The sequence below is a fragment of the Streptomyces sp. NPDC043996 genome, from assembly GCF_056435225.1.
The window spans coordinates 96132-113979 of the sequence record NZ_JBWKEY010000004.1 but is presented as its reverse complement, the minus strand read 5'-3'; the positions used below and the strand labels follow the sequence as shown (position 1 = coordinate 113979).

General features: G+C 70.4%; 18 protein-coding genes and 3 pseudogenes. 10 read left to right on the top strand and 11 right to left on the bottom strand.

Annotated elements, in window-relative coordinates:
- Nucleotides 1-15: 15 nt before the first annotated feature.
- A complete protein-coding gene (locus AC07A4_RS11350; protein WP_478596152.1) occupies nucleotides 16-804 on the bottom strand; it encodes a hypothetical protein in 789 nt (262 codons plus the stop codon).
- A 583-nt stretch (nucleotides 805-1387) separates the two neighbouring features.
- Between AC07A4_RS11350 and AC07A4_RS11345 the strand changes: the two genes are divergently transcribed.
- Nucleotides 1388-1633, top strand: coding sequence for a hypothetical protein (locus tag AC07A4_RS11345; RefSeq protein ID WP_478596150.1), 246 nt, complete (start codon nucleotides 1388-1390; stop codon nucleotides 1631-1633).
- A 122-nt stretch (nucleotides 1634-1755) separates the two neighbouring features.
- On the opposite strand, the gene AC07A4_RS11340 is transcribed toward AC07A4_RS11345, so the two are convergent.
- Complete coding sequence (locus AC07A4_RS11340) at nucleotides 1756-2130, bottom strand: potassium channel family protein (protein WP_478596147.1); 375 nt, start codon at nucleotides 2128-2130, stop codon at nucleotides 1756-1758.
- 233 nt (nucleotides 2131-2363) lie between these two features.
- Nucleotides 2364-2495, bottom strand: a complete 132-nt coding sequence (locus tag AC07A4_RS11335; protein WP_478596144.1) for a hypothetical protein — start codon at nucleotides 2493-2495, stop codon at nucleotides 2364-2366.
- Between the two features lie 111 nt (nucleotides 2496-2606).
- Between AC07A4_RS11335 and AC07A4_RS11330 the strand changes: the two genes are divergently transcribed.
- Nucleotides 2607-2969 carry a hypothetical protein gene (locus AC07A4_RS11330; protein WP_478596142.1) on the top strand — a complete coding sequence of 121 codons (363 nt, stop codon included), beginning with the start codon at nucleotides 2607-2609 and terminating at the stop codon, nucleotides 2967-2969.
- 427 nt (nucleotides 2970-3396) lie between these two features.
- On the opposite strand, the gene AC07A4_RS11325 is transcribed toward AC07A4_RS11330, so the two are convergent.
- The gene (locus AC07A4_RS11325; protein ID WP_478596139.1) at nucleotides 3397-4029 is read right to left on the bottom strand and encodes a 2-phosphosulfolactate phosphatase; all 633 of its coding nucleotides are present in this window, start codon (nucleotides 4027-4029) and stop codon (nucleotides 3397-3399) included.
- 134 nt (nucleotides 4030-4163) lie between these two features.
- Here AC07A4_RS11325 and AC07A4_RS11320 point away from each other — a divergent pair.
- Both AC07A4_RS11320 and AC07A4_RS11315 read left to right on the top strand, forming a co-directional pair.
- Nucleotides 4164-4340: pseudogene (locus tag AC07A4_RS11320) on the top strand (IS5 family transposase); the annotation flags it as partial.
- Nucleotides 4341-4414: 74 nt separating this feature from the next.
- Nucleotides 4415-4663, top strand: a pseudogene (locus tag AC07A4_RS11315) (hypothetical protein); the annotation flags it as partial.
- Nucleotides 4664-4671: 8 nt separating this feature from the next.
- Here AC07A4_RS11315 and AC07A4_RS11310 read toward each other — a convergent pair.
- The 4 genes from AC07A4_RS11310 to AC07A4_RS11295 form a co-directional block, all read right to left on the bottom strand.
- Nucleotides 4672-5286: a peptidase inhibitor family I36 protein gene (locus AC07A4_RS11310; RefSeq protein WP_478596137.1), complete on the bottom strand. Its 615-nt coding sequence runs from the start codon at nucleotides 5284-5286 to the stop codon at nucleotides 4672-4674.
- Nucleotides 5287-5442: 156 nt separating this feature from the next.
- Nucleotides 5443-6141, bottom strand: a complete 699-nt coding sequence (locus AC07A4_RS11305; RefSeq protein ID WP_478596135.1) for a response regulator — start codon at nucleotides 6139-6141, stop codon at nucleotides 5443-5445.
- 15 nt (nucleotides 6142-6156) lie between these two features.
- Complete coding sequence (locus AC07A4_RS11300; protein ID WP_478596132.1) at nucleotides 6157-7383, bottom strand: sensor histidine kinase; 1227 nt, start codon at nucleotides 7381-7383, stop codon at nucleotides 6157-6159.
- 578 nt (nucleotides 7384-7961) lie between these two features.
- A complete protein-coding gene (locus AC07A4_RS11295) occupies nucleotides 7962-8795 on the bottom strand; it encodes a helix-turn-helix domain-containing protein (RefSeq protein ID WP_478596131.1) in 834 nt (277 codons plus the stop codon).
- 602 nt (nucleotides 8796-9397) lie between these two features.
- Here AC07A4_RS11295 and AC07A4_RS11290 point away from each other — a divergent pair.
- Entirely contained in the window at nucleotides 9398-11170 is a 1773-nt protein-coding gene (locus AC07A4_RS11290; protein ID WP_478596129.1) for a dihydroxyacetone kinase family protein, read from the top strand.
- Nucleotides 11171-11308: 138 nt separating this feature from the next.
- Here the strand turns inward: AC07A4_RS11290 and AC07A4_RS11285 are convergent, their stop codons facing one another.
- Together AC07A4_RS11285 and AC07A4_RS11280 are read right to left on the bottom strand one after the other, a co-directional pair.
- Nucleotides 11309-11962 (bottom strand): disulfide bond formation protein B, encoded by a 654-nt coding sequence (locus tag AC07A4_RS11285; protein WP_478596127.1) that lies wholly within the window; start codon nucleotides 11960-11962, stop codon nucleotides 11309-11311.
- Between the two features lie 18 nt (nucleotides 11963-11980).
- Nucleotides 11981-12145: a DUF5993 family protein gene (locus tag AC07A4_RS11280; RefSeq protein ID WP_478596124.1), complete on the bottom strand. Its 165-nt coding sequence runs from the start codon at nucleotides 12143-12145 to the stop codon at nucleotides 11981-11983.
- A gap of 131 nt (nucleotides 12146-12276) precedes the next feature.
- Here AC07A4_RS11280 and AC07A4_RS11275 point away from each other — a divergent pair.
- From AC07A4_RS11275 to AC07A4_RS11255, 5 genes and pseudogenes are all read left to right on the top strand, one after another.
- Nucleotides 12277-12465: pseudogene (locus AC07A4_RS11275) on the top strand (transposase); the annotation flags it as partial.
- A 150-nt stretch (nucleotides 12466-12615) separates the two neighbouring features.
- The gene (locus AC07A4_RS11270) at nucleotides 12616-15189 is read left to right on the top strand and encodes a hypothetical protein (RefSeq protein ID WP_478596121.1); all 2574 of its coding nucleotides are present in this window, start codon (nucleotides 12616-12618) and stop codon (nucleotides 15187-15189) included.
- Nucleotides 15132-15272, top strand: a complete 141-nt coding sequence (locus AC07A4_RS11265) for a hypothetical protein (protein ID WP_478596118.1) — start codon at nucleotides 15132-15134, stop codon at nucleotides 15270-15272. Before AC07A4_RS11270 ends, AC07A4_RS11265 begins: the two co-directional genes overlap by 58 nt.
- A 64-nt stretch (nucleotides 15273-15336) precedes the next feature.
- Nucleotides 15337-16077 carry a class I SAM-dependent methyltransferase gene (locus AC07A4_RS11260; RefSeq protein ID WP_478596115.1) on the top strand — a complete coding sequence of 247 codons (741 nt, stop codon included), beginning with the start codon at nucleotides 15337-15339 and terminating at the stop codon, nucleotides 16075-16077.
- A gap of 95 nt (nucleotides 16078-16172) precedes the next feature.
- Entirely contained in the window at nucleotides 16173-16301 is a 129-nt protein-coding gene (locus AC07A4_RS11255; protein WP_478596113.1) for a hypothetical protein, read from the top strand.
- Between the two features lie 43 nt (nucleotides 16302-16344).
- Here AC07A4_RS11255 and AC07A4_RS11250 read toward each other — a convergent pair whose 3' ends face one another.
- Entirely contained in the window at nucleotides 16345-17730 is a 1386-nt protein-coding gene (locus AC07A4_RS11250; protein WP_478597479.1) for a RodZ domain-containing protein, read from the bottom strand.
- Nucleotides 17731-17848: the final 118 nt, after the last annotated feature.

Genomic DNA, 17848 nt, shown 5'->3' with positions numbered 1-17848 from the left:
CTCGCTTCCGTGGTGCTAACCCCGCCACCGCACCCCGTGCAGCTGGCGCAGCCGGTAGATCTCCCACCAGGCCACCGCCGTCACCGACACCGGACCGCCGAGGAACGCGCAGACCGCGAGCGGCACCGGGCCCGGTGGGAGACCGCCCGCCGACAGGCCGAGGAGGGCAAGGACCCAGACCAGGACCGCGGTGACCAGTGCGGGCAGTGCCGCATGCACGGCGGACAGGTTGACCGCATGGCGCAGCGCCGGACCGGAGGCGAAGCAGAGGAAGAAGATCACCCACCAGAACGGCGCCCAGCACACGAACATCACGGCCACCCAGAGCAGCACGTTGGTGTTGCCGGACAGCAGATCCATCCCCTGGGCCGCCGCCAGGAACAGCAGCGGTACCAGAGTCCAGGCGCCGAAGTACCACAGGGCTGAGCGGCCAGCGGGCCACAGCCGCGTCCGCATGGCCCGTCGCGTCCCGGGCCTGGCCGCCCCGAAGAGCAGCGCCACCGCCACGGCCGCACGCAACAGTGCCAACCAGGGCGCGAACACCAGCCGGTGCAGGAACTGTCCCGGTACCTCCGCCACGTCCTGCCAGCCACCGAACGCGGCCAGCAGCAGCCCCGACATGGCCAGGGCCACCCAGGCCCGCAGCCGCTGCACCTGGAGCATCTCGGGGTCCTGGACGTGCCCGTCGGGGTGTACGGGGAAGATCCGGCGCGCGATCTGGCGGGCCGTACGGCCCAGCTGGTAGCCGACCAGCAGCGGCACGGTCAGCCACCACAGGCACGGCAGGAACAACGAGTACGGCATCCGCCGCGCCATCGCCCGATACGTGATCCCGTCTGCTCGCTGGCGTAACTCCCGCAACGCGTAGGCGAATGGCCGTATCGGTCAGGCGGTCGGGTTCACCGGCTTCTCGATACGGCCCAGCCCAGCCTCCGATCATCGCCGTTCGCCCCATGCCGTGGGGCACTTCGAACCGGAGTGCGGCGCTGCTCGTCCCACTCCGGGCGGGTACAAGCGGCGCCGCGGGATCGGCCCGGCCCTCGTTCCCGCACCGACCCACGTCCAATACCGTGACCACCACCGGATACTGCCGATCGTCCTCCGGGCACGATCGGCCTCCGTAGAAACAGACTCGAAGCACAGGCTGCTCAAACGTCAGCAGGTGCATCTCGCGTAGTCCACTCAGCACCATGTCATTGACTGAGGCAGTGGCCACCCTGGCACCGGACTCCACTTGCTTGTGGGCTGCCATCTCCTGTTCCACTCCAGATTGCGCACGTCTTGCTGATGTCTTGCCGACCTGTTCCGCCAGTAGACGGAAGGGTCAGGGCCTTGCGAAAATCCACGTGAACGACCAGCCGAAGGAATCAGGAGAGAGGGAAATGGAATGAGGACCGCCAAATCAGTGAAGGTCGCGGCAGCGACCACCGTCGCTTCCGCCGCAGCTGTCATCGGGCTTTCCGCTCCGGCCGACGCGGCGCTGTATGACCACAGCGTCGTGGACACCAACTACAGCAATGTGAATTTCCTCATCAGTGATCTCGAAAAGGGTCAGACCGTGGCAGAAAGCGCGGCGTCCATAGACAACGAGAACAGGGTCGTGTCCGTCCAGGGATACACCTGGTCCAATTAGACGGGGGATCGCGGGTGCGCGGCTCCCGGAGTGTCCGGGGTATTACTCCCGCGTTATACCTAAAACCTCGAACCGGGTGCGCGAGGACGTGGCCACGGCCCCCGCCCGCCTACCGGCCGGAGTCAGCCGTCTTCGCGGTGCTGTTGTCTATGGGCCTTGGCCCGGGCCATCCGGCCGGTGTGTGTCGTGGTGAAGGCCTGGGCCAGCTGCGTGGCCAGGGCGGCGAAGGCTCCCACCGCGAGGAGCCCGTACAGCACCGTGAAGATCTTCCCCAACGGGGTCGCCGGCGCCAGATCCCCGTAGCCGATGGTCAGCCCCGTACACACCGCGAAGTACAGGGAATCCAGCACACTCCAGCGCTCCTGGCCGGTGTAGAAGACGGTTGCCGAGATCCACAGCAGCGCCAGCGTGCACGCCGTCCCCCGGAACGCAGGACGGCGCCACGCGGCCCGCAGTGCCCCGCCGAGCCGAGCGAACATGATCACAAGACCGAACACAGCGGCACCATAACCACACCCGGGCCCCATACGCTGGACCCTCGCCGACCCGACGTCGGCAAGCGGAAGGCGGGCCGGTGCACTGCCAAGGGATGGCCCTTGTACGCCCGGCAGTCGGGGGTGTCGTGGCAGGGATGGCCGAGGCGGTTGAGGCAGCCGATCGCGTACCGCCAGGGCATCGCGAACAGCGACTTGCCCGGCATGCTCGCGGTGACGTTGTGCGGTCTGGGGGCCTACGGGGTGCGGCCGCGCTTGTGGTCGTGTTCAGGGCGCAGCCCGCAGGCCGCGCCCTGGATCGCACCGCCGGGCGCCCCGTGGTACTGGTCGCCGAGCACCACACGCATCGACCTGGGTGGCTTGAGCACGCGTGTCCAATCCGCAGTGCACGTCCACACGAACTCGACCACCCCGTGACTTACTCCGGCGACCTGGCGGCAGCCCAGACCGGGAGCGTCGGCCACGTACTCTCCTCGAGCGTGCCGCTCGGCGCCGGCGCGACGATCGGCTTCAGCGTCTCCGTCAGGGACTTCGGCGACATCACCGGGGAAGCGGGCTTCACCTCCACCAAGGACTGGGGCTCCACGACCACCGAGACCCTGGACGTCACCGTGGGCACCACCGCGAAGGCGAGCGACGCCGTCCCCGCCTCGTCGACGGAGACCGCCTACCTGTGGTCCGACGCGTGCACGGCACGATTCCGCGTCACCTACCGCGTGAGCCTCGGCGGCTGGCTGCTGACCATCAACAACGACGGCTCCGACGGGCACTACTCCCGGGGGCTGGGCCCCGGCGCGATCCTGGGCCGGGCGGCACGTCCCTCCACCCTCACCGTCCAGTAGTACGACCACACCGTCGACTTCTACTCAGGCACCCGCGTCGGAGTCGCCCCCGGCCGCTACGACCCGCATCACAAGCCCCCGACCGACACGGTCTCCCGCGCGAGGCTCCTCGCTCCCACGAGCGCTCGCCGAGGCGCCGCGACGGGCGAACATCCCAGGCCGTAGACACAGCGAGGACCGTACGTACGTCCGCATCGCCGAGCTGGCGTGGGCCTGCGGTACTGGCCCCCGGACCGTCACGGTTCCGGGGGCTCTGTCGTGCGCGTGCACGACTCGTTCAACGAAGCCTTGTCCAACGCCCCGAGTCGAGCTGACCCGTATCCAGAGGCCGCGGCCGCCCTTGCCACCGTCATCGGGCATGCCGCAGACACCGCATGCCCGACCGGATGCCGGCTCTCGCATGGCGAGAGTCGGACCTCACCAGCGATCAGATCGGAGCCTCGTAGGCCAGCGGGGGCACGGCGCACGGGCGGAGGACCATAAGCGAGTCTTCCAAGGTCGCGACCATGGCAAAGGGAAACCGGTCGAGCTCGAGACAGAGCGCGACGTCATCCGGATGGACTCCTTGACGTACCCCCTCCGTCAGCTCGGCGGCGGCGCGCGACTCGCCAGCGCGGCGGAGGAACTCGGCCGCTTCCGTCCCGGCCTCGGTGGCCCTCCGGGCGATGTATTGAGCGCACGCCAGATCTTCATCGGCCTGCCCGTCCTCGCCAGTGACCACGAACGTGACACTGTCGCACGGGCGTGACCGCAAGAACCGGGCCGTTGCCTCCGCCACCACGAAGCTGGCGCACAGCACCAGCGACGCCTCCTTAACCCCAAGAGCGCCGACCGTCCCTGCCGTGGTCTTCTGCACAACGGTCCGTCCGCCAAGGTCAATAGACCGCAGCAGACCCGGCGAGTTGACGGTGTCGAACCCGGGCGCGGGCGGACCGTCTTTGAGCGCCACCCACTGTGGGTGGCGAGACTTGAGCGCCAGGGCGTCGTCCAGCGACTCAGCAAGAACGATCTTCTCCGCCCCCTGAGCAAAGGCCCAGGCGGCCACCGTGAAAGCACGCATCACGTCGACTACGACCGCAACCGACGGGGTTTCGACCAGCTCTGGGATACCAAGAAACGAGCGTCCATACGGTCATGATCGCGCACGCCCGACCCGACGCCCGGCACGGGCCATGCGGAAGGCCCTGCGGCGACGGCCGTGTTCCTGGGCGGCCTCCGGCCTTCGACGGCGAGGACTACAAGGCCCGGCATGCCGTCGAGTGCGGGATCAACCGGCTCAAGCGCAACCGGCTCAAGCGCAACCGGGCGGTCGCCACCAGGTTCGACAGACTCGCCGTCCGCTTCGAGGCCACCGTCCTGATCGCGGCGATCGGCGATCGGCGAATGGCCGTGACCGGCCTGAGCTGTCGGTTCCTCATGCCAAGCTGGCCGCGACCAGGAGCGACCTCAGCGACCTCAGCGACTCCGACAACACGTTCGTGGTGATCCAGCCCGACGAGGACGAGCCCGCGTGGTTCGCCTCCGTGGCTGTCCTGGACCAAGGCGGCTACGACGTCGTCCGCCGCGGCACCACCCGCAACGAGCACGAGGTCACCGCGGCGAACAGCATCAACGACATCGACCGCGACCCCACCAGCTGGTTGGCCGCCCGCGACTTCCCCGGACGGCCAACCAGGCAGGCCCCCGACTTCTAGAGCACGGCCTAGTGGCAGGGGATGACGAAGCGGACGGGGTTCCAGTCGCCGTGGGCGTCAGAGCTGTACGCCCGCGGTGTCGTGTAGATCAGGCGACCGCTGGGGTTGTACATCCGGGCCCGGCGGCTTTCCAGGTTGCGGGTCTGGTCGTTGATCCAGGAACCACCCCTGCCCCACGTGGACACGTAATACCGCTGATTGCACGTGACCATGTCGATCCGGCTTCCCTCGAAGTTGTCCCTCTGGTAGGCGCAGAAGGTCCTGGACACCCCCGAGCTCTTGCACGGGTCGGCGGCCGGGCGCATACCGTTGCCCGAGGCGAAGTCGCGCGGCCGGTCCTCGCCCTTGAGCGCGACGAGGATCTCGCCCTTGCCGTTGAGGTCGATCTTGTTGAGCGCGACCTGGGTCCCGCCCATCTTCTTCAGGTAACGGTCCACGTCCGCCTGGAGCGCCGTGGTCTGCGCGCTGGTGAGGTTCCCGGACTCGGCCTGCTGGGCGAAGCCGGAGACTGGGGGCGCCCCCGCGTCCGCCCCCGTGTCCGCCCCGGCCGTGCCCACGCCCGTGACGAGCATGAGCAATCCCCCCGCCGCCGCGACGGCGACGCGCCCCTTGGTTCCTGCCATGGTCTTCCCCCTTGCTCTCTGGTTGTGCGGTCGACACGAGAACCTAGGGGACGGGCTGGAAGGTTCGCGTCAGGCGCTCGTCGGACTTCGCGTGTCAACCGAGCGCGTAACGGGGGTAAACCTGAGCCGCAGTCGACAGCTGCGACAGCCCCGCGCTCAGCCGCCCGGCGACGGACGGCTGTCTCGGCCCGACGCGGAACCCGGCACCACGAGCCCGCTCTCGTAGGCGACGACCACGGCCTGGGCGCGGCTCTTCAGGTCCAGCTTGGACATGATGCGGTGCAGATGCGTCTTCACCGTGCCGTCACTGAGGAAGAGTTCGGCGGCGATGTCGTCATTGGTGAGGCCGCGCGCCACCAGGGTGAGGACGTCGAGTTCGCGCGCGGTCAGCTCGGCCAGCTGCTCGGGGCGGCGCAGCGCGGCACCTCGACGGGGCGTATACGCCTCGATGAGGCGGCGCACGACCGTCGGAGCGAACAGCGCGTCGCCGCCGGCGATGGTGGCGATGGCGCCGAGCAGGCGCTGCGGCGGGGTGTCCTTGAGGAGGTAGCCGCAGGCGCCGATGCGCAGCGCGTCGTACACGTACTCGTCCACGTCGAACGTGGTGAGGACGATGACACGCGGGGGCGGGGCGAGGTCCAGGGCGAGGATGCGTTCCGCTGCGGTGAGGCCGCTGATGCCGGGGAGGCGAACGTCCATGAGTACGACGTCGGGCCGGTGCCGCTCGGCCAGGGACACGGCTTCCTCGCCGTCCGTGGCCTCCGTGACGGACGTGAACCCGGGCGTGGCACGCACCAGCGCGGCCACTCCCGCCCGGATCAAGTCCTGGTCGTCGACAACGAGGACACTGGTCATGGACGAACTCCCCCCTTACGGCCCGTCGCCGTCCGGTGCGTCAGGCACTGGCGGCGCGGCGCTGGTCGGAAGGGTGAGCCGGACCTCGTACCCCCCGCCCCGCCGCCGGCCGGCGGACAGCGAACCCCCACAGAGGTTTGCCCGTTCCTGCATCCCGATCAAGCCGTACCCGCTCTCCGGCGCCGAAATGGCCGGTTCGTGGCCGTCGCCGCGCGCCCTGCCCTGGTCGCGTACGGCTACCGTCACGCGGCCCGGCTCATAGGTGATGTCCACGTACGCCCTGGTGGGCGCCGCGTGCTTGACCACGTTGGTCAGGGCCTCCTGTACGACGCGGTACGCGCACAGGTCCGGGCCCAGGGCCAGCTTCCGGACGGTGCCCTGAGTGCGGACGGTGACGTCGACGTGGGCCGCCTTGAGCCGGTCGGCGAGTTCCCCGACCCGGCTGAGCCCGGGCGGAGCGTGCCGCGGCGCGCCGCCGCCCTCCTCGTCGTCCGCGTCGTCCACGCGCAGCATCGACAACAGGCGCCGCAGCTCGTCCAGGGCCTCCCGGCTGGAGTCCGCCACGGCGGACAAGGCCGACCGTGCTGTTCCACCGTCGGTGTCGAAGACGTACGCGGCCAGGCCCGCCTGCACGGCGATGGCCGACAGGTGATGGGCGACGACGTCGTGCAGTTCACGGGCGATGCGGACGCGCTCGCCGAGGACGGCGTTACGCGCGTGGGCTGCCTGCTCGTGCGCCAACTGCGCGCTCAGCCGCCGCAGTTCACGATTGCGCTGCGTGATCAGACGCACCGCGTACCCGAAGGCCAGGCCGATCGCTGGGAGGAGGATCGCCTGGGCGAGCGCCAAGGCCAGGGGCAGGCGCCCGCACACCCCGCTGTACAGGAACGCGGTGCCGGTCAGCGAGGACGCGGCCAACGACACGCGTGGGGCGCGCGACGCGGCCACACTCACCAGGGCGATCATCGGGGCCCACCAGTTCAGCGAGGGCTGGTAGCCAAGCGCGAGATACCCGGCGTACGCCGCGCACGAGACGGCAAGGCCCACCACAGGGGCCGAGCGGCACCACGCCAGAGGCAGCGCGACCAGGCTGGTGAGCAGATACGCCCACCCATCGAATCGCGCCCACCCCTCGGGGTGGTACACGTGCCCCGCGACGCTTCCGCTCACCGCTACCCCGACGGCGAGCACGGCGTAGGCAGCCCGCTGGACGGACACGGACCGCACTGCTCTCACCTGCATCGGAGGATGGTAAGTTCGCGCACCACTCCTGTCGTCAGACCTACGGTTGAGTCGCCGACGGCCGGAGCGTGGCGGTGACCATGCGGCGGCCCCCGGGAGCGGCTCAGGGGGCGCAGGGCCCGCTGGAGGGGGCGGACCAGGGCTGGCGCATGCCGCGGACCTCGTCTCCGGAGGAAAGCTTCGTCCACCGCCTCGGCCAAGTCGTCGGCGGCGTTGGCCGGGCCGGTGTCGGCACCGGTTCGCGCTGATGCCGCGCGGTGCCCGCACCACGGATCACGCCCGTGAGCGGGAGAGCGTGGTGGGGCAGGGAAGGTGGTGTACGGCACGTGGCCTCGGCACGACGCCCGCGTGCGCAGCCATGACGGTACGTTCACGTCAGTACTCCCGCACATCCCGCGGGCCGCGCTCGGTGCCGCGCTGACGTGACCGGTCCGGTGGGGCCCGGCCGAGAGGCGGTTCGGCCGGATGGTCACGTCGCCACCATGCTGCGGCTCAGGGCGCCTGGGGCAGAGTAGGCCCGCCTCGGCTCGCGGTGGCAAGGGTCGGTCAGCCGTCAGCGTTCTCGCGTCGGCGCGTGCTCACGGGAAGACGAGCGTCGTGTCCACCGGCATCACGAGGTGCCAGCGGACCGTCACGTCGTCATACGGGCCGCAGGCCAGGACGCGGACGTCGACGGAGTCTGGGGCGACCAGGGGGAAGAACATCGGGCGGACGTCCCCGGGCGCGGGCGGCTGCGCGGGCACGGGAGCAGGCGAGTCCCACAGCGTGGCGACGCCCGGCTGGGCCCGTACCTCCTGGACGACCTCGTCAAGGCGTGAGTTGTCGGGCCAGCGCTGCCAGGCCAGGCGGAGGCAGGTCAGGAGAGGAACGGCCCAGCGGTTTTCCCAGTCGCGGAGCTGATAGCGGGCTTCCACGGAGAATGCCCATGTCATGACGTTGGCGCCCGGGCGGACGAGCCAAGGGCAGTGCCGGGCGGCGAGCATGTTGGCGTCGATCACGTCCCACGCTTGGTCGCAGACGTAGCTGACGTACCGCTGCTGGTGCATGAGCTGCACGAGCGCCGGGTCGAGGCCGCCGGGTGAGCCGGGGCGTGACTGCGGGGGCGCGGCATGGGGGTGGGCACTCGGGGGCTCGTGTCCGGTGATCCGGTACACGGCGGCCGCCTGGTGCGGGGAGAGGTCCAGAATCCGGGAGACCCCGGCGATCATCTCGCGGCTGTAGCGGCGGTCCTCGCCTTTCTCCAGCGCCCGGTACCAGCGCTCGGAGACGCCGAGCTGCAGGGCCATGTCGAGCTGGGTGAGGTAGGTGCGGTGTCCGCGCGGAGGTATGGAGCCGAGCACCAGCGCGGGATCTCGTGCCCTGCGCCAGGTGCGGAGCATGCGGCCGAGGTCCTCGCGTCGGGCGTTCGTCACGGTAATGGTCTCGCAAAGAAGGTGGGGCTGATCAGGGGATTTCGGGCGTGGCGGGCGCCGTGGGGCCCCTGCGTCGCTGATGGCAGGATCGCATGGCGCAGTTCGTAGCGGAACTTCAGGGTTCCGGTACCGGGGCGTTCCGGCCTTGGGCGTCGTACGGCGTTCAGGGTGGGCGGCACGTCCAGGGCGGGGCGTGGTCGGCGTGCTGGGCGGTGTGGCGGCCGCACCGGCCTTGGCCTGCCGCGCTCTCACCGGCACGGCGGCGTTGCGGCGGCGCCAGCGCCCGGTCGACAGCTTCACCGTGCACTGGATCGCGGGCGGGCGGTGTCGTACGCGTCAGCTGTCGGCAGCTGGCCACCGGGGCATACGGTCACGCGAGGTTGGGACCTGGGGCCTCGCGCCCTGGGAAGCGGGAAGCCGGGAGGGGGAAGCCGGAAGCCGGAACGACCGTGCCCCCTGGCCACCGTACTCACCTGGCCTCAGCCCACCCTCGAACCGGCCCGACCACTCGACCCCGACCACAACCCCGACCTCGACCACAACCCCGACCCCGACCCCGACCACAACCCCGACCTCGACCTCGACCAACGGAGAATCGACCGATGAGCTACTTCCTGCCGGAAACCACCCCCGTGCTGACCGCCGCGCGTGGTCTCGCCCTGGCCCACCCCGGCATCGTCGAGGTCAACAGCGCCCCGCTGTATCTGCGGGCCCGCGCCGCGCACCCCGACCGCCGTGTCGCCCTGGTGTCCGGCGGCGGCTCCGGGCACGAGCCGCTGCACACCGGTCTTCTCGGGCGCGGCGGCCTGGACGCGGTCTGTCCCGGTGAGGTGTTCGCCTCCCCGCACAACCGGCAGATCTACGAGGCGAGTGCGGCGGTCGCCAAGAGCGCGGGCGTACTGCTGATCGTCAAGAACTACACCGGCGACGTCATCAACTTCCAGATCGCGGCGGAGCGGCTGCGGCACGACGGGATTCCGGTCGCGACCGTCCTGGTCGACGACGACCTCGCCACCGACGCCGCCGACAGCGCGACGGGCCGCCGGGGCACGGCGGCGACGGTGGTCGTGGAGAAGCTGCTGGGTGCCGCGGCGGACCGGGGTGCTTCCCTGGAGGAGCTCCAGGCGCTCGGTACTCGTGTGGTGGCACAGTCGCGCAGCATCGCCGTCGCGGCCCGCGCCCAGACGTCGCCCGCGACGGCCGCCCCCGCCTTCACCCTGGAACCCGGCGTGCTCGACTACGGCGTCGGCATCCACGGCGAGCGCGGCACCCGCGCCATCGCCCGGCCGCCCGTCGAGGACCTGGTGCGGCGGATGGCCGACGACCTGCTCGACGCGCTGCCTGCGGGTTCCGATGACGTCCTCGCGCTCGTCAACGGGCTGGGCGCCACCACCGAGCTCGAACTCCACGCCGTCAGCACGCTCCTGAACGACCGGCTCCAGGAGCGCGGCCTGCGCCCCGCCGTGACCGTTGCCGGAACGTACACCGCCGCCCTGGACATGGCTGGCTTCTCGCTCACCCTCACCCGCCTCGACGAGGGCTGGGTCGACTTGTGGACGGCTCCGACCGAAACCCCGCTCATGCTGCCCCGGACGGTGCGCGGTCCGGGCGTCGAGACCACCGCCCCGGCAGCAGACCTCACCGGACAGCGGCCCGCGTCGACCGTCTCCGCGCCCACCGGGACCGCCCCTGCGTCGCACAGCCGGATCGTGCTCGACCGGTACGCGGAGGTCGTGGCGCAGGTCCGCGACAACCTCACCAAGCTCGACCAGCTCGTCGGCGACGGTGACTTCGGGGACAACCTCTCCGGGGGCGTGCGGCGTGCGGTGAAGCTGGCCGACGAGACCGGGATCGAGGGCACGGCCGCGCTCGCCACGGCGTTCCTCAACGACGTGGGCGGTACGAGCGGCCCGCTCTTCGGGCTGTTCTTCCAGCACTTGGCGTCCGTCGAGAGCGGCGACGGGCAGGCGCCGTCCGTCGCGGCACTGGCGCGGGCGGCGGCCGCCGCGAACGACGCCATCCACCGGGTGGGCGGGGCACGTGTGGGCGACTGCACGCTGGTCGACGCGCTGGCCCCGGCAGCCGCGTCGCTGGCCTCGGCGTCGAGCGGAGCGGCGACCGGCGACGGCGAGGAAGACGCCGCGTCCGCGCAGGCCCCGCTCACCACCGCGGCCCAGGCCGCGATCCGCGGCGCCCTCTCGACGGCGTCGCTGCGCCCCCGGCGCGGCCGCGCGAGCTACGTCGGCGATCACGCCATCGGCGTTCCGGACCCCGGCGCGCTCGCCGTCGCCCTGGTCTTCGCGTCCTTGGCCGATGTCCACGAGCCGACGTGGGCCACCCGCCTCCCGGCACCGGGGCATCTGACCGCGATCTGACCCGGCTTCCTGACAACTGCCTGGTGAGCGGCGTCCGTCCGCTCATCAGGCGGGCCCGCGCCCCCGGCCCGACGTCATGGCCATGGGCGGCCACGCCGGAACGGACAGGTCACCGGTTCGCCACCGCGGGCCACCGTGTCAGTCGACGTCGAGCAGGTGTACGTCGTAGAAGAACTGGTACCGCTGCGGGTCGTCCGGCAGGAACCAGTGGAAGCCTTCGAGCAGGAACACGGCGACCAGGTTCACGGCGATGACGAGCCCGAGGAAGCCCAACACCAGCTTCCCGGCGGCCCGTTGGGGAGGTCCGGTGATCTCCTCGCCTGCGGTGAGGTGGGCGAAGGCCATGACGATGCCGACGGCGACGACGGACGCCATGAACAGGATCCACGCCCAGACGTACAGATGGAGCCCGAGTACGGGATCTCCGTACCCTTTGTCCCCGGGCAGGATGTGGAGCATGGTCTGGCGCCAGGAGGCGAACCCTCCCGCGACGCAGGCGACGAGCGCGAGCCCCCACCCAGTCAGGTAATCCCGCCCGTGGACGCGGCCGCTGATCCCTTTTCGCACGATGTACGCGGCGCCCAGGGCGGCCAAGAGCATGAACATCCGCTGCACCACGCACAGCGGGCACGGATACTCCCAGCCGCCGAACTGCACGGCGAGCCCGCCGCACACCACGCCTGTCCAGCCCGCGGCGAAGAAGCACGCGAACCAGTACTGCACCTGCCCGAGGATTCCCGAGGGGCCGCGCTCCGCGAGCGGCGGCCTCATGGACGGAGACGGTGTCGTCATGTCGGTTCCTGGCCCCGTTCAGTAATTCAGGCCGAGGGAAAGGCTGCTGGTGATGTGGTGGGCGAGCAGGATGAGCGTGGCGACGAGGAGGACCCACCAGGCCCCGAGCACCACGACCTGAGAGCGCTGCTGGAACAGGGCCACCAGGGCGGCCAGGAGCCCGCCGAAGATCAGAGTGTCCATGGCCCGGACCGTAGCGACGGCGCTCGCGCATCCTCGGACGTCAAGCGGTGACGCGCCACGGGCTAGACCGATCGGCTCATCGTCTCGGACGACTCGCTCGTCTCCCTCAGTGCCCGGATGTCCTTCAGTGCCTGGATGGGTGGCCTGTTCCAGGCGCGGTGTGGGTGCTGATGGTCGACGAGACCGGGGACGTGAAGAAGGGCACCCACACCGTCGGTGTCCAGCGCCAGTACACCGGCACCGCGGGGAGGATCAAGAACGCGCAGGTCGTCGTCTACCTCGTCGTCTACCTCGTCTACGCGGGCCAGCGGGGGCATGCGGCTGGACCGTGACCGTCACGCACCTGCCTGGCACGAGTGATCGTGGCTGACGAGGCAAGATCACGATCTACGGCTGGAGCACTCATAGGACTTATGGAGAGTTCTTGTGGGCTGCGCCATGCGCAGGACGTCGAATGTACGCTCATTTTCATGAGCGCCATCGTGAACGTCCTCGATTTCGGGGCGGTACCGGGCACGGATTGCTCCGGCGCTTTCCAGCGCGCCGTCGACTCGCTGCACCCCCAACTCGGCGGCACCGTGAAGGTGCCTGGACACAGTCTCCCTTACGAATTCTCCCGTTCGGTGCTGGTCGACCGGAACAATGTACGGATCGTCGGCGAGGGGCCGACGGCCACCGTGTTGCAGGGCAAGGCGTATGCCCCGCCCCTGGTCTTCGGGGTGGCGCGGCGGCCGTCGGGGCGGCAGGTGAGTGACGGGCACTGGGCCGATCTCTTCGGGATGCTCGACACCAAGGCCGCCCCGAGCGCGGGCAAGCGCTGGGGGTTTCGGACACGGGTCCCCGCTCCTGTGGAAGGGCAGCCGCCCAGCGACGCGACCCTGACGTTTCCCTGTTCGCCCTTCCAGTTCGGGCCACGGAAGGGCGATTACTGGACCGGTGTCAGAAAGCTGACACTGGATTTCGTGGTGCGCAATGACAAGATGCCCTGGGCCGGGCAGCCGCTTTTCGGAATGGTCGACGCCTATCACCACCCTTCCCCTTTCTTCGCCCAGGTGGAGGTGTTCCCCGGTGCGCCCCGAGTGCTCTTCGTGTTCCGGACGACGGACGGACTGACCCGGGAGATCCGGGTGCCCTTCGACAGCGCGAAGGACGTGCTGCGCTGCTCGCTCCAGATCGACCTGGACGCGGCCACCGTGGCGGCCTGGACGGACCGGGTCCAGGTCGCACCCGACCTGGGCATGATCAACGACGGCTGGGGGGAGCGCACACTGGCGTTCACGCCCAACTGGTACGCACCGTTCAACATGGGGCAGGTGAGCCTCCTGTCGAGCGGCTGGGGCACCGGTGAGTACGGCCTCCCCGGTAAGCCCGAGACTCCCGTTCCCCTCACCTTCGGCGCGCTCAGGTTCTCCGACGTGCTGCGCTACCGGGACCTGGGCCCCGGCACCCCGGCCGACCCGCACCCCCAGCAGGACGGCAACGGCCCGGTCAGCGACCTGACGTTGCTGACCGACGAGGCTGGCGTCTTCGCCGTGCTGCCCATGGACCAGCCCGTGCGCAAGAGCGCTGACGGGGTCCCCGACCTGCACGCGCGCTACCTGACGAGCAGGCTGCCGGGGTACGGGCTGTTCATGACGGTCGGCGCCGATGACGGGTTCGACGGGAACAGGGTCGAGAAGCTGACGGTCAACTCGTTCGCGGCCCCCGGCCTGCCGGGCGCCGACTACGGCCAGGTGATCGGGCTGGGATCGGTGGTCGCCTTCTCGCTCGACGACACCAAGATCTGGTTCGGCGCGCAGGGGCTCAGCTCCTACCACCTCGGCGCCAACTACCCGGTAGAGCTGACGGCCAGCGAATTCAACAACCAGACGGACTGCGCGATCTACAGCTGGTTCCAGATGAGCCGGGGCGACAACCTCAGGGTGGGGCGCTTCGGGCGGTCGGCGTTCAAGGCACTGCGGTCGGGCGTCACCTACCGCAACGTGTTCGTCGCGGGCGTCGAGACCGCCGTGTCGGTCGTCAGGCTCTTCGAGTGCGGATCCACGCAGCTCGACAACTGGAGCTTCGACTTCGAGGGAAAGGGCCCCAGCGACAGCTACGTCTGGGCCAGCCTTCGGGACGACGTCGGGGGAACCCAGCTGGCCATCCGGGACTGTGTGGGGGTTCACGGCAGCGCCCGTACGGCCGCGATCCGGCTGGACAGCCACGAACGCGGCGCGGGGCTCAACGACTCACGCAGGCGCTCCGGCTGGTGCACGATCGAGCGGTCGTTCAACACCTACCTCGACCCCGGCATGCAGGCGGTGGTGGCGGTCGACGGGCCGGTGTGGCGCGGACTGTACGGGGGCGTGCAGCGACCGTACCCACCCCTGGTCGTCAACACGGCCACCCCGGGCGCATCTGCCAGGATCGGTACGGACTCAGTGCCGCCGCCGCGGTCCGCGCCACCCCTGCTCCCCGCCGGCGCCGACGATCCCGTCCTGGAGCTCGACGGCTTGATCGGCTACTACCGTGCGGACGCCTCACCACGGCCGGTCGACCCGAAGGTTCCCCTCACGGACGGATCGCTCGTGCCCCGGCTGGTCGACCTCAGCCCCGCCCACCACGACGGCAACGCGGTGGGCAGTCCCGCCCTCTACGAGACCCCGGTGATCAACGGGCTGCCGGCCCTGCGTTTCGCCGGCGGCTGGTACCAGTTCCCCACGCTGCGCGGCACCACCGGCGCCGCGACCGTCTTCCTGGTCGGCAAGCGGCTGCCCGCGTTCGACACGGGCCCGAACCGGCTCGACTCGCTCCACACCTACGGCTCCGGCTGGCTCCTGGGCGAAAGCCTGCGCATCCTCAGCGCGGAATCCGACACCGAATGGGCCGTCTACGCCGTCCGCTGCACCAACGGCCCCCGGCGCATGCTCCAGAGCTTCGTCAACGGCTACTCCTACGAGGTGCGCAGGCGCGACGCGGTACGTCCGGTCACCTGGGAGGCCCCGTGCTGGGCAGCCGTGACGACGGCCGGGACGTCTTCCAGGGGCTGCTGGGCACCGTGATCGTCTGCGACGCGGCAGTGGACGACCGGACGATCTCCGACACGTGCCGGTATCTGCTGCACACGTACCAGATCCCCGTATGAGGGTGCGTGCTCCTGCGGTGCCGCGCTCGGGCAGGGGCCCGAAGGAGCGGCATACGATCGGCACGTGGACAGCATCCCCGCCAACCGGCGGTTCTGGAACCAGATCAGCAGCGCCTACCAGCACGAACACGACCCGCACATCGGCGCCGCGCCCCGGCTGTGGGGCATGTACTCCATCCCCGACGCGCACCTGCGCGCCCTGGGCGACGTCACCGGCAAGCGCGTCCTCGAACTCGGCTGCGGCGCCGGCCAATGGTCCAGGGCGCTCGCCGCCGAGGGCGCCACCGTGGTCGGTCTCGACCTGTCCGAAACCCAACTCGCCGCAGCGTCCCTCGCGATGGGAGCGGCCCGCTACCCGCTCGTGCAAGGCGCCGCCGAACAACTCCCCTTCGCCGCCGACAGCTTCGACCTGGTGTTCTGCGACTTCGGCGGGCTCAGCTGGGCGCCCCCGCACCTGGCCGTCCCGCAGGCCGCACGCGTCCTGGGCCGAGGCGGCCGCCTGGTGTTCAACGTCGCCAGCCCATGGTTCGAAGCGTGCTACGACGAGGCCGCCAGCCGCGTGACCACGACGCTGCAGAAGGACTACTTCGGGCTGAACACCATCGCCGAAGACGACGGCGCGACCAGCTACCAGCTCACCTACGGCGACTGGGTGAGGGTCCTGCGCGGCGCGGGTCTCATCATCGACGACCTCATCGAGCCGCGGCCCGAACGCGGAACACCCAACGGCTACAACGAGACCGACCCACCCGACTGGGCACACCGCTGGCCAGCGGAACTGCTCTGGGTAACCCACAAACCGTAAGTCCCCCCCCGCCGCGCCGGGACGTGAAGGCATCCCCTCGCCGGACAGACCCCAGTCCGGTTCGTAGCCGTTCGTCGCATGGTCCTGGACCTGCGGTGTCGGCTCCTCGCGTACGGGAGGAATGGAACGACTTCAGCTACGACGTGGTCGGCACCGCCCCCGACCTCACCACGGCCCAGGACTGGGCAACCGCACGGGCGCGCGACGATGACTCCGCCGCGTAGCAGCCTCCTCCGCTGGCCGTACCCGCTGGACTACCTGAAGCTCTCAGTCGCCTCTGCTGTAGGTGAGACGTTCCACCTGGCCTGGCGAGAAATTGTTCGAGATCTCCTCGCCGTTGACGACGAGCTGGACGGCGGAGGCATCGCCGAGGACCAGATCGATGCGGCGTTTGTCGGTGAACTTCTTGGTCTCGCCGCTTTCCAGCTTTCCGTCGAACAGGAGCCGCCCGTTGTGGTCCTTCGCCGAGATCCAACTTCCCGCGCTGTCGGCGGTCACCACGACAGTGACCCGGTCCTTGGGCGCCGCGCCCGGCCAGGGCGACGAGGGCTCGGACGGCAGGGCGGAAGCCTGCGGTGTGGTCCGCCGGGAATCCGATGCGGCGGCGGGAGGGCTGCCGCTCTTCTTGTCGTCCCCTTGCCGAGTGAGGGCGAGCAGACCGCCCGCGAGCGCGCTCGCCACGGCCACGACCACGACCACGATCAGCAGGGTGATCACGCGGGGCTTGCGCGACGGGGCGGGCCGGAGGGGTTCGTCGACGCGGCCGGGGACGTCGGGCGCCCGGGCCGGTACGGGCGGCGCGGCGCGCGGCCGGTCGGGGGCGGCGAGCGCCATGGTGCTCGCGTCCGGTACGGGGTCCGGGTCCGGCCCGAGCGAGGCCAGGAGCATCGCGGGCGCGGGACGGTCAGCTGGATCCTTGGCCAGGCACGCGGCGACCAGTGGCCGTAGCCCTCCCGGCAGCGCGGAGAGGTCCGCTGGCTCGTGCACCGCCCGGTACATCAACCCCATGGGCGTGCCGCCCCCGAACGCACTGCCTCCGGCCGCCGCGACGAGCACGGCCCCGAACGCGAACACGTCGGCGGCACCGGTGACTTGGTCACCCCGGACCTGCTCGGGCGCGAGATATCCGGGCGTGCCGAAGGCCGCCCCGGTGGCGGTCAGCCGGGTGGCCTCCACGGCTCGCGCGATGCCGAAGTCGAGGACGCGCGGGCCGTCGTCCGCCATGATGATGTTGCCCGGTTTCAGGTCCCGGTGTACGAGCCCGCAGGCGTGGACGGCTTGGAGTGCCTCGGCCAGGGCTGCTCCCAGAGACCTCAACCGTTCTTCGTCCAAGGGCCCTTGCCGCTCGACCAGCTCGGCGAGCGTGGGCCCGGGGACGTACGCGGTGGCCAGCCAGGGTGACTCCGCGTCCGGGTCGGCGTCCACGACCGGAGCCGTGTGGAAACCGCCGACTTTGCGAGCGGCCCCGACCTCCGCGCGGAACCGTTCACGGAAGTGCGGGTCGGCCGCCAGCTCGGAGCGGACCACCTTCACCGCGACGGCCCGGCCGCCCGGTGAGCGGGCGAGGTAGACCTTCCCCATGCCGCCCGCGCCGAGTTCTCGCTGAACGGCGTAGACACCGATCCGCCGCGGCAGGTCCGCGCCGTTCTCCATCGCCTGCACGCCTCCCCCTGCGCACGGTCGCCCGTACGCAACGCCGTCCGTTCCGCACCGGCCGGACTCCGGTCCCGTGTCCGTCCAGCAGCGTAGACGAATTCATGGCCCGGCAGTC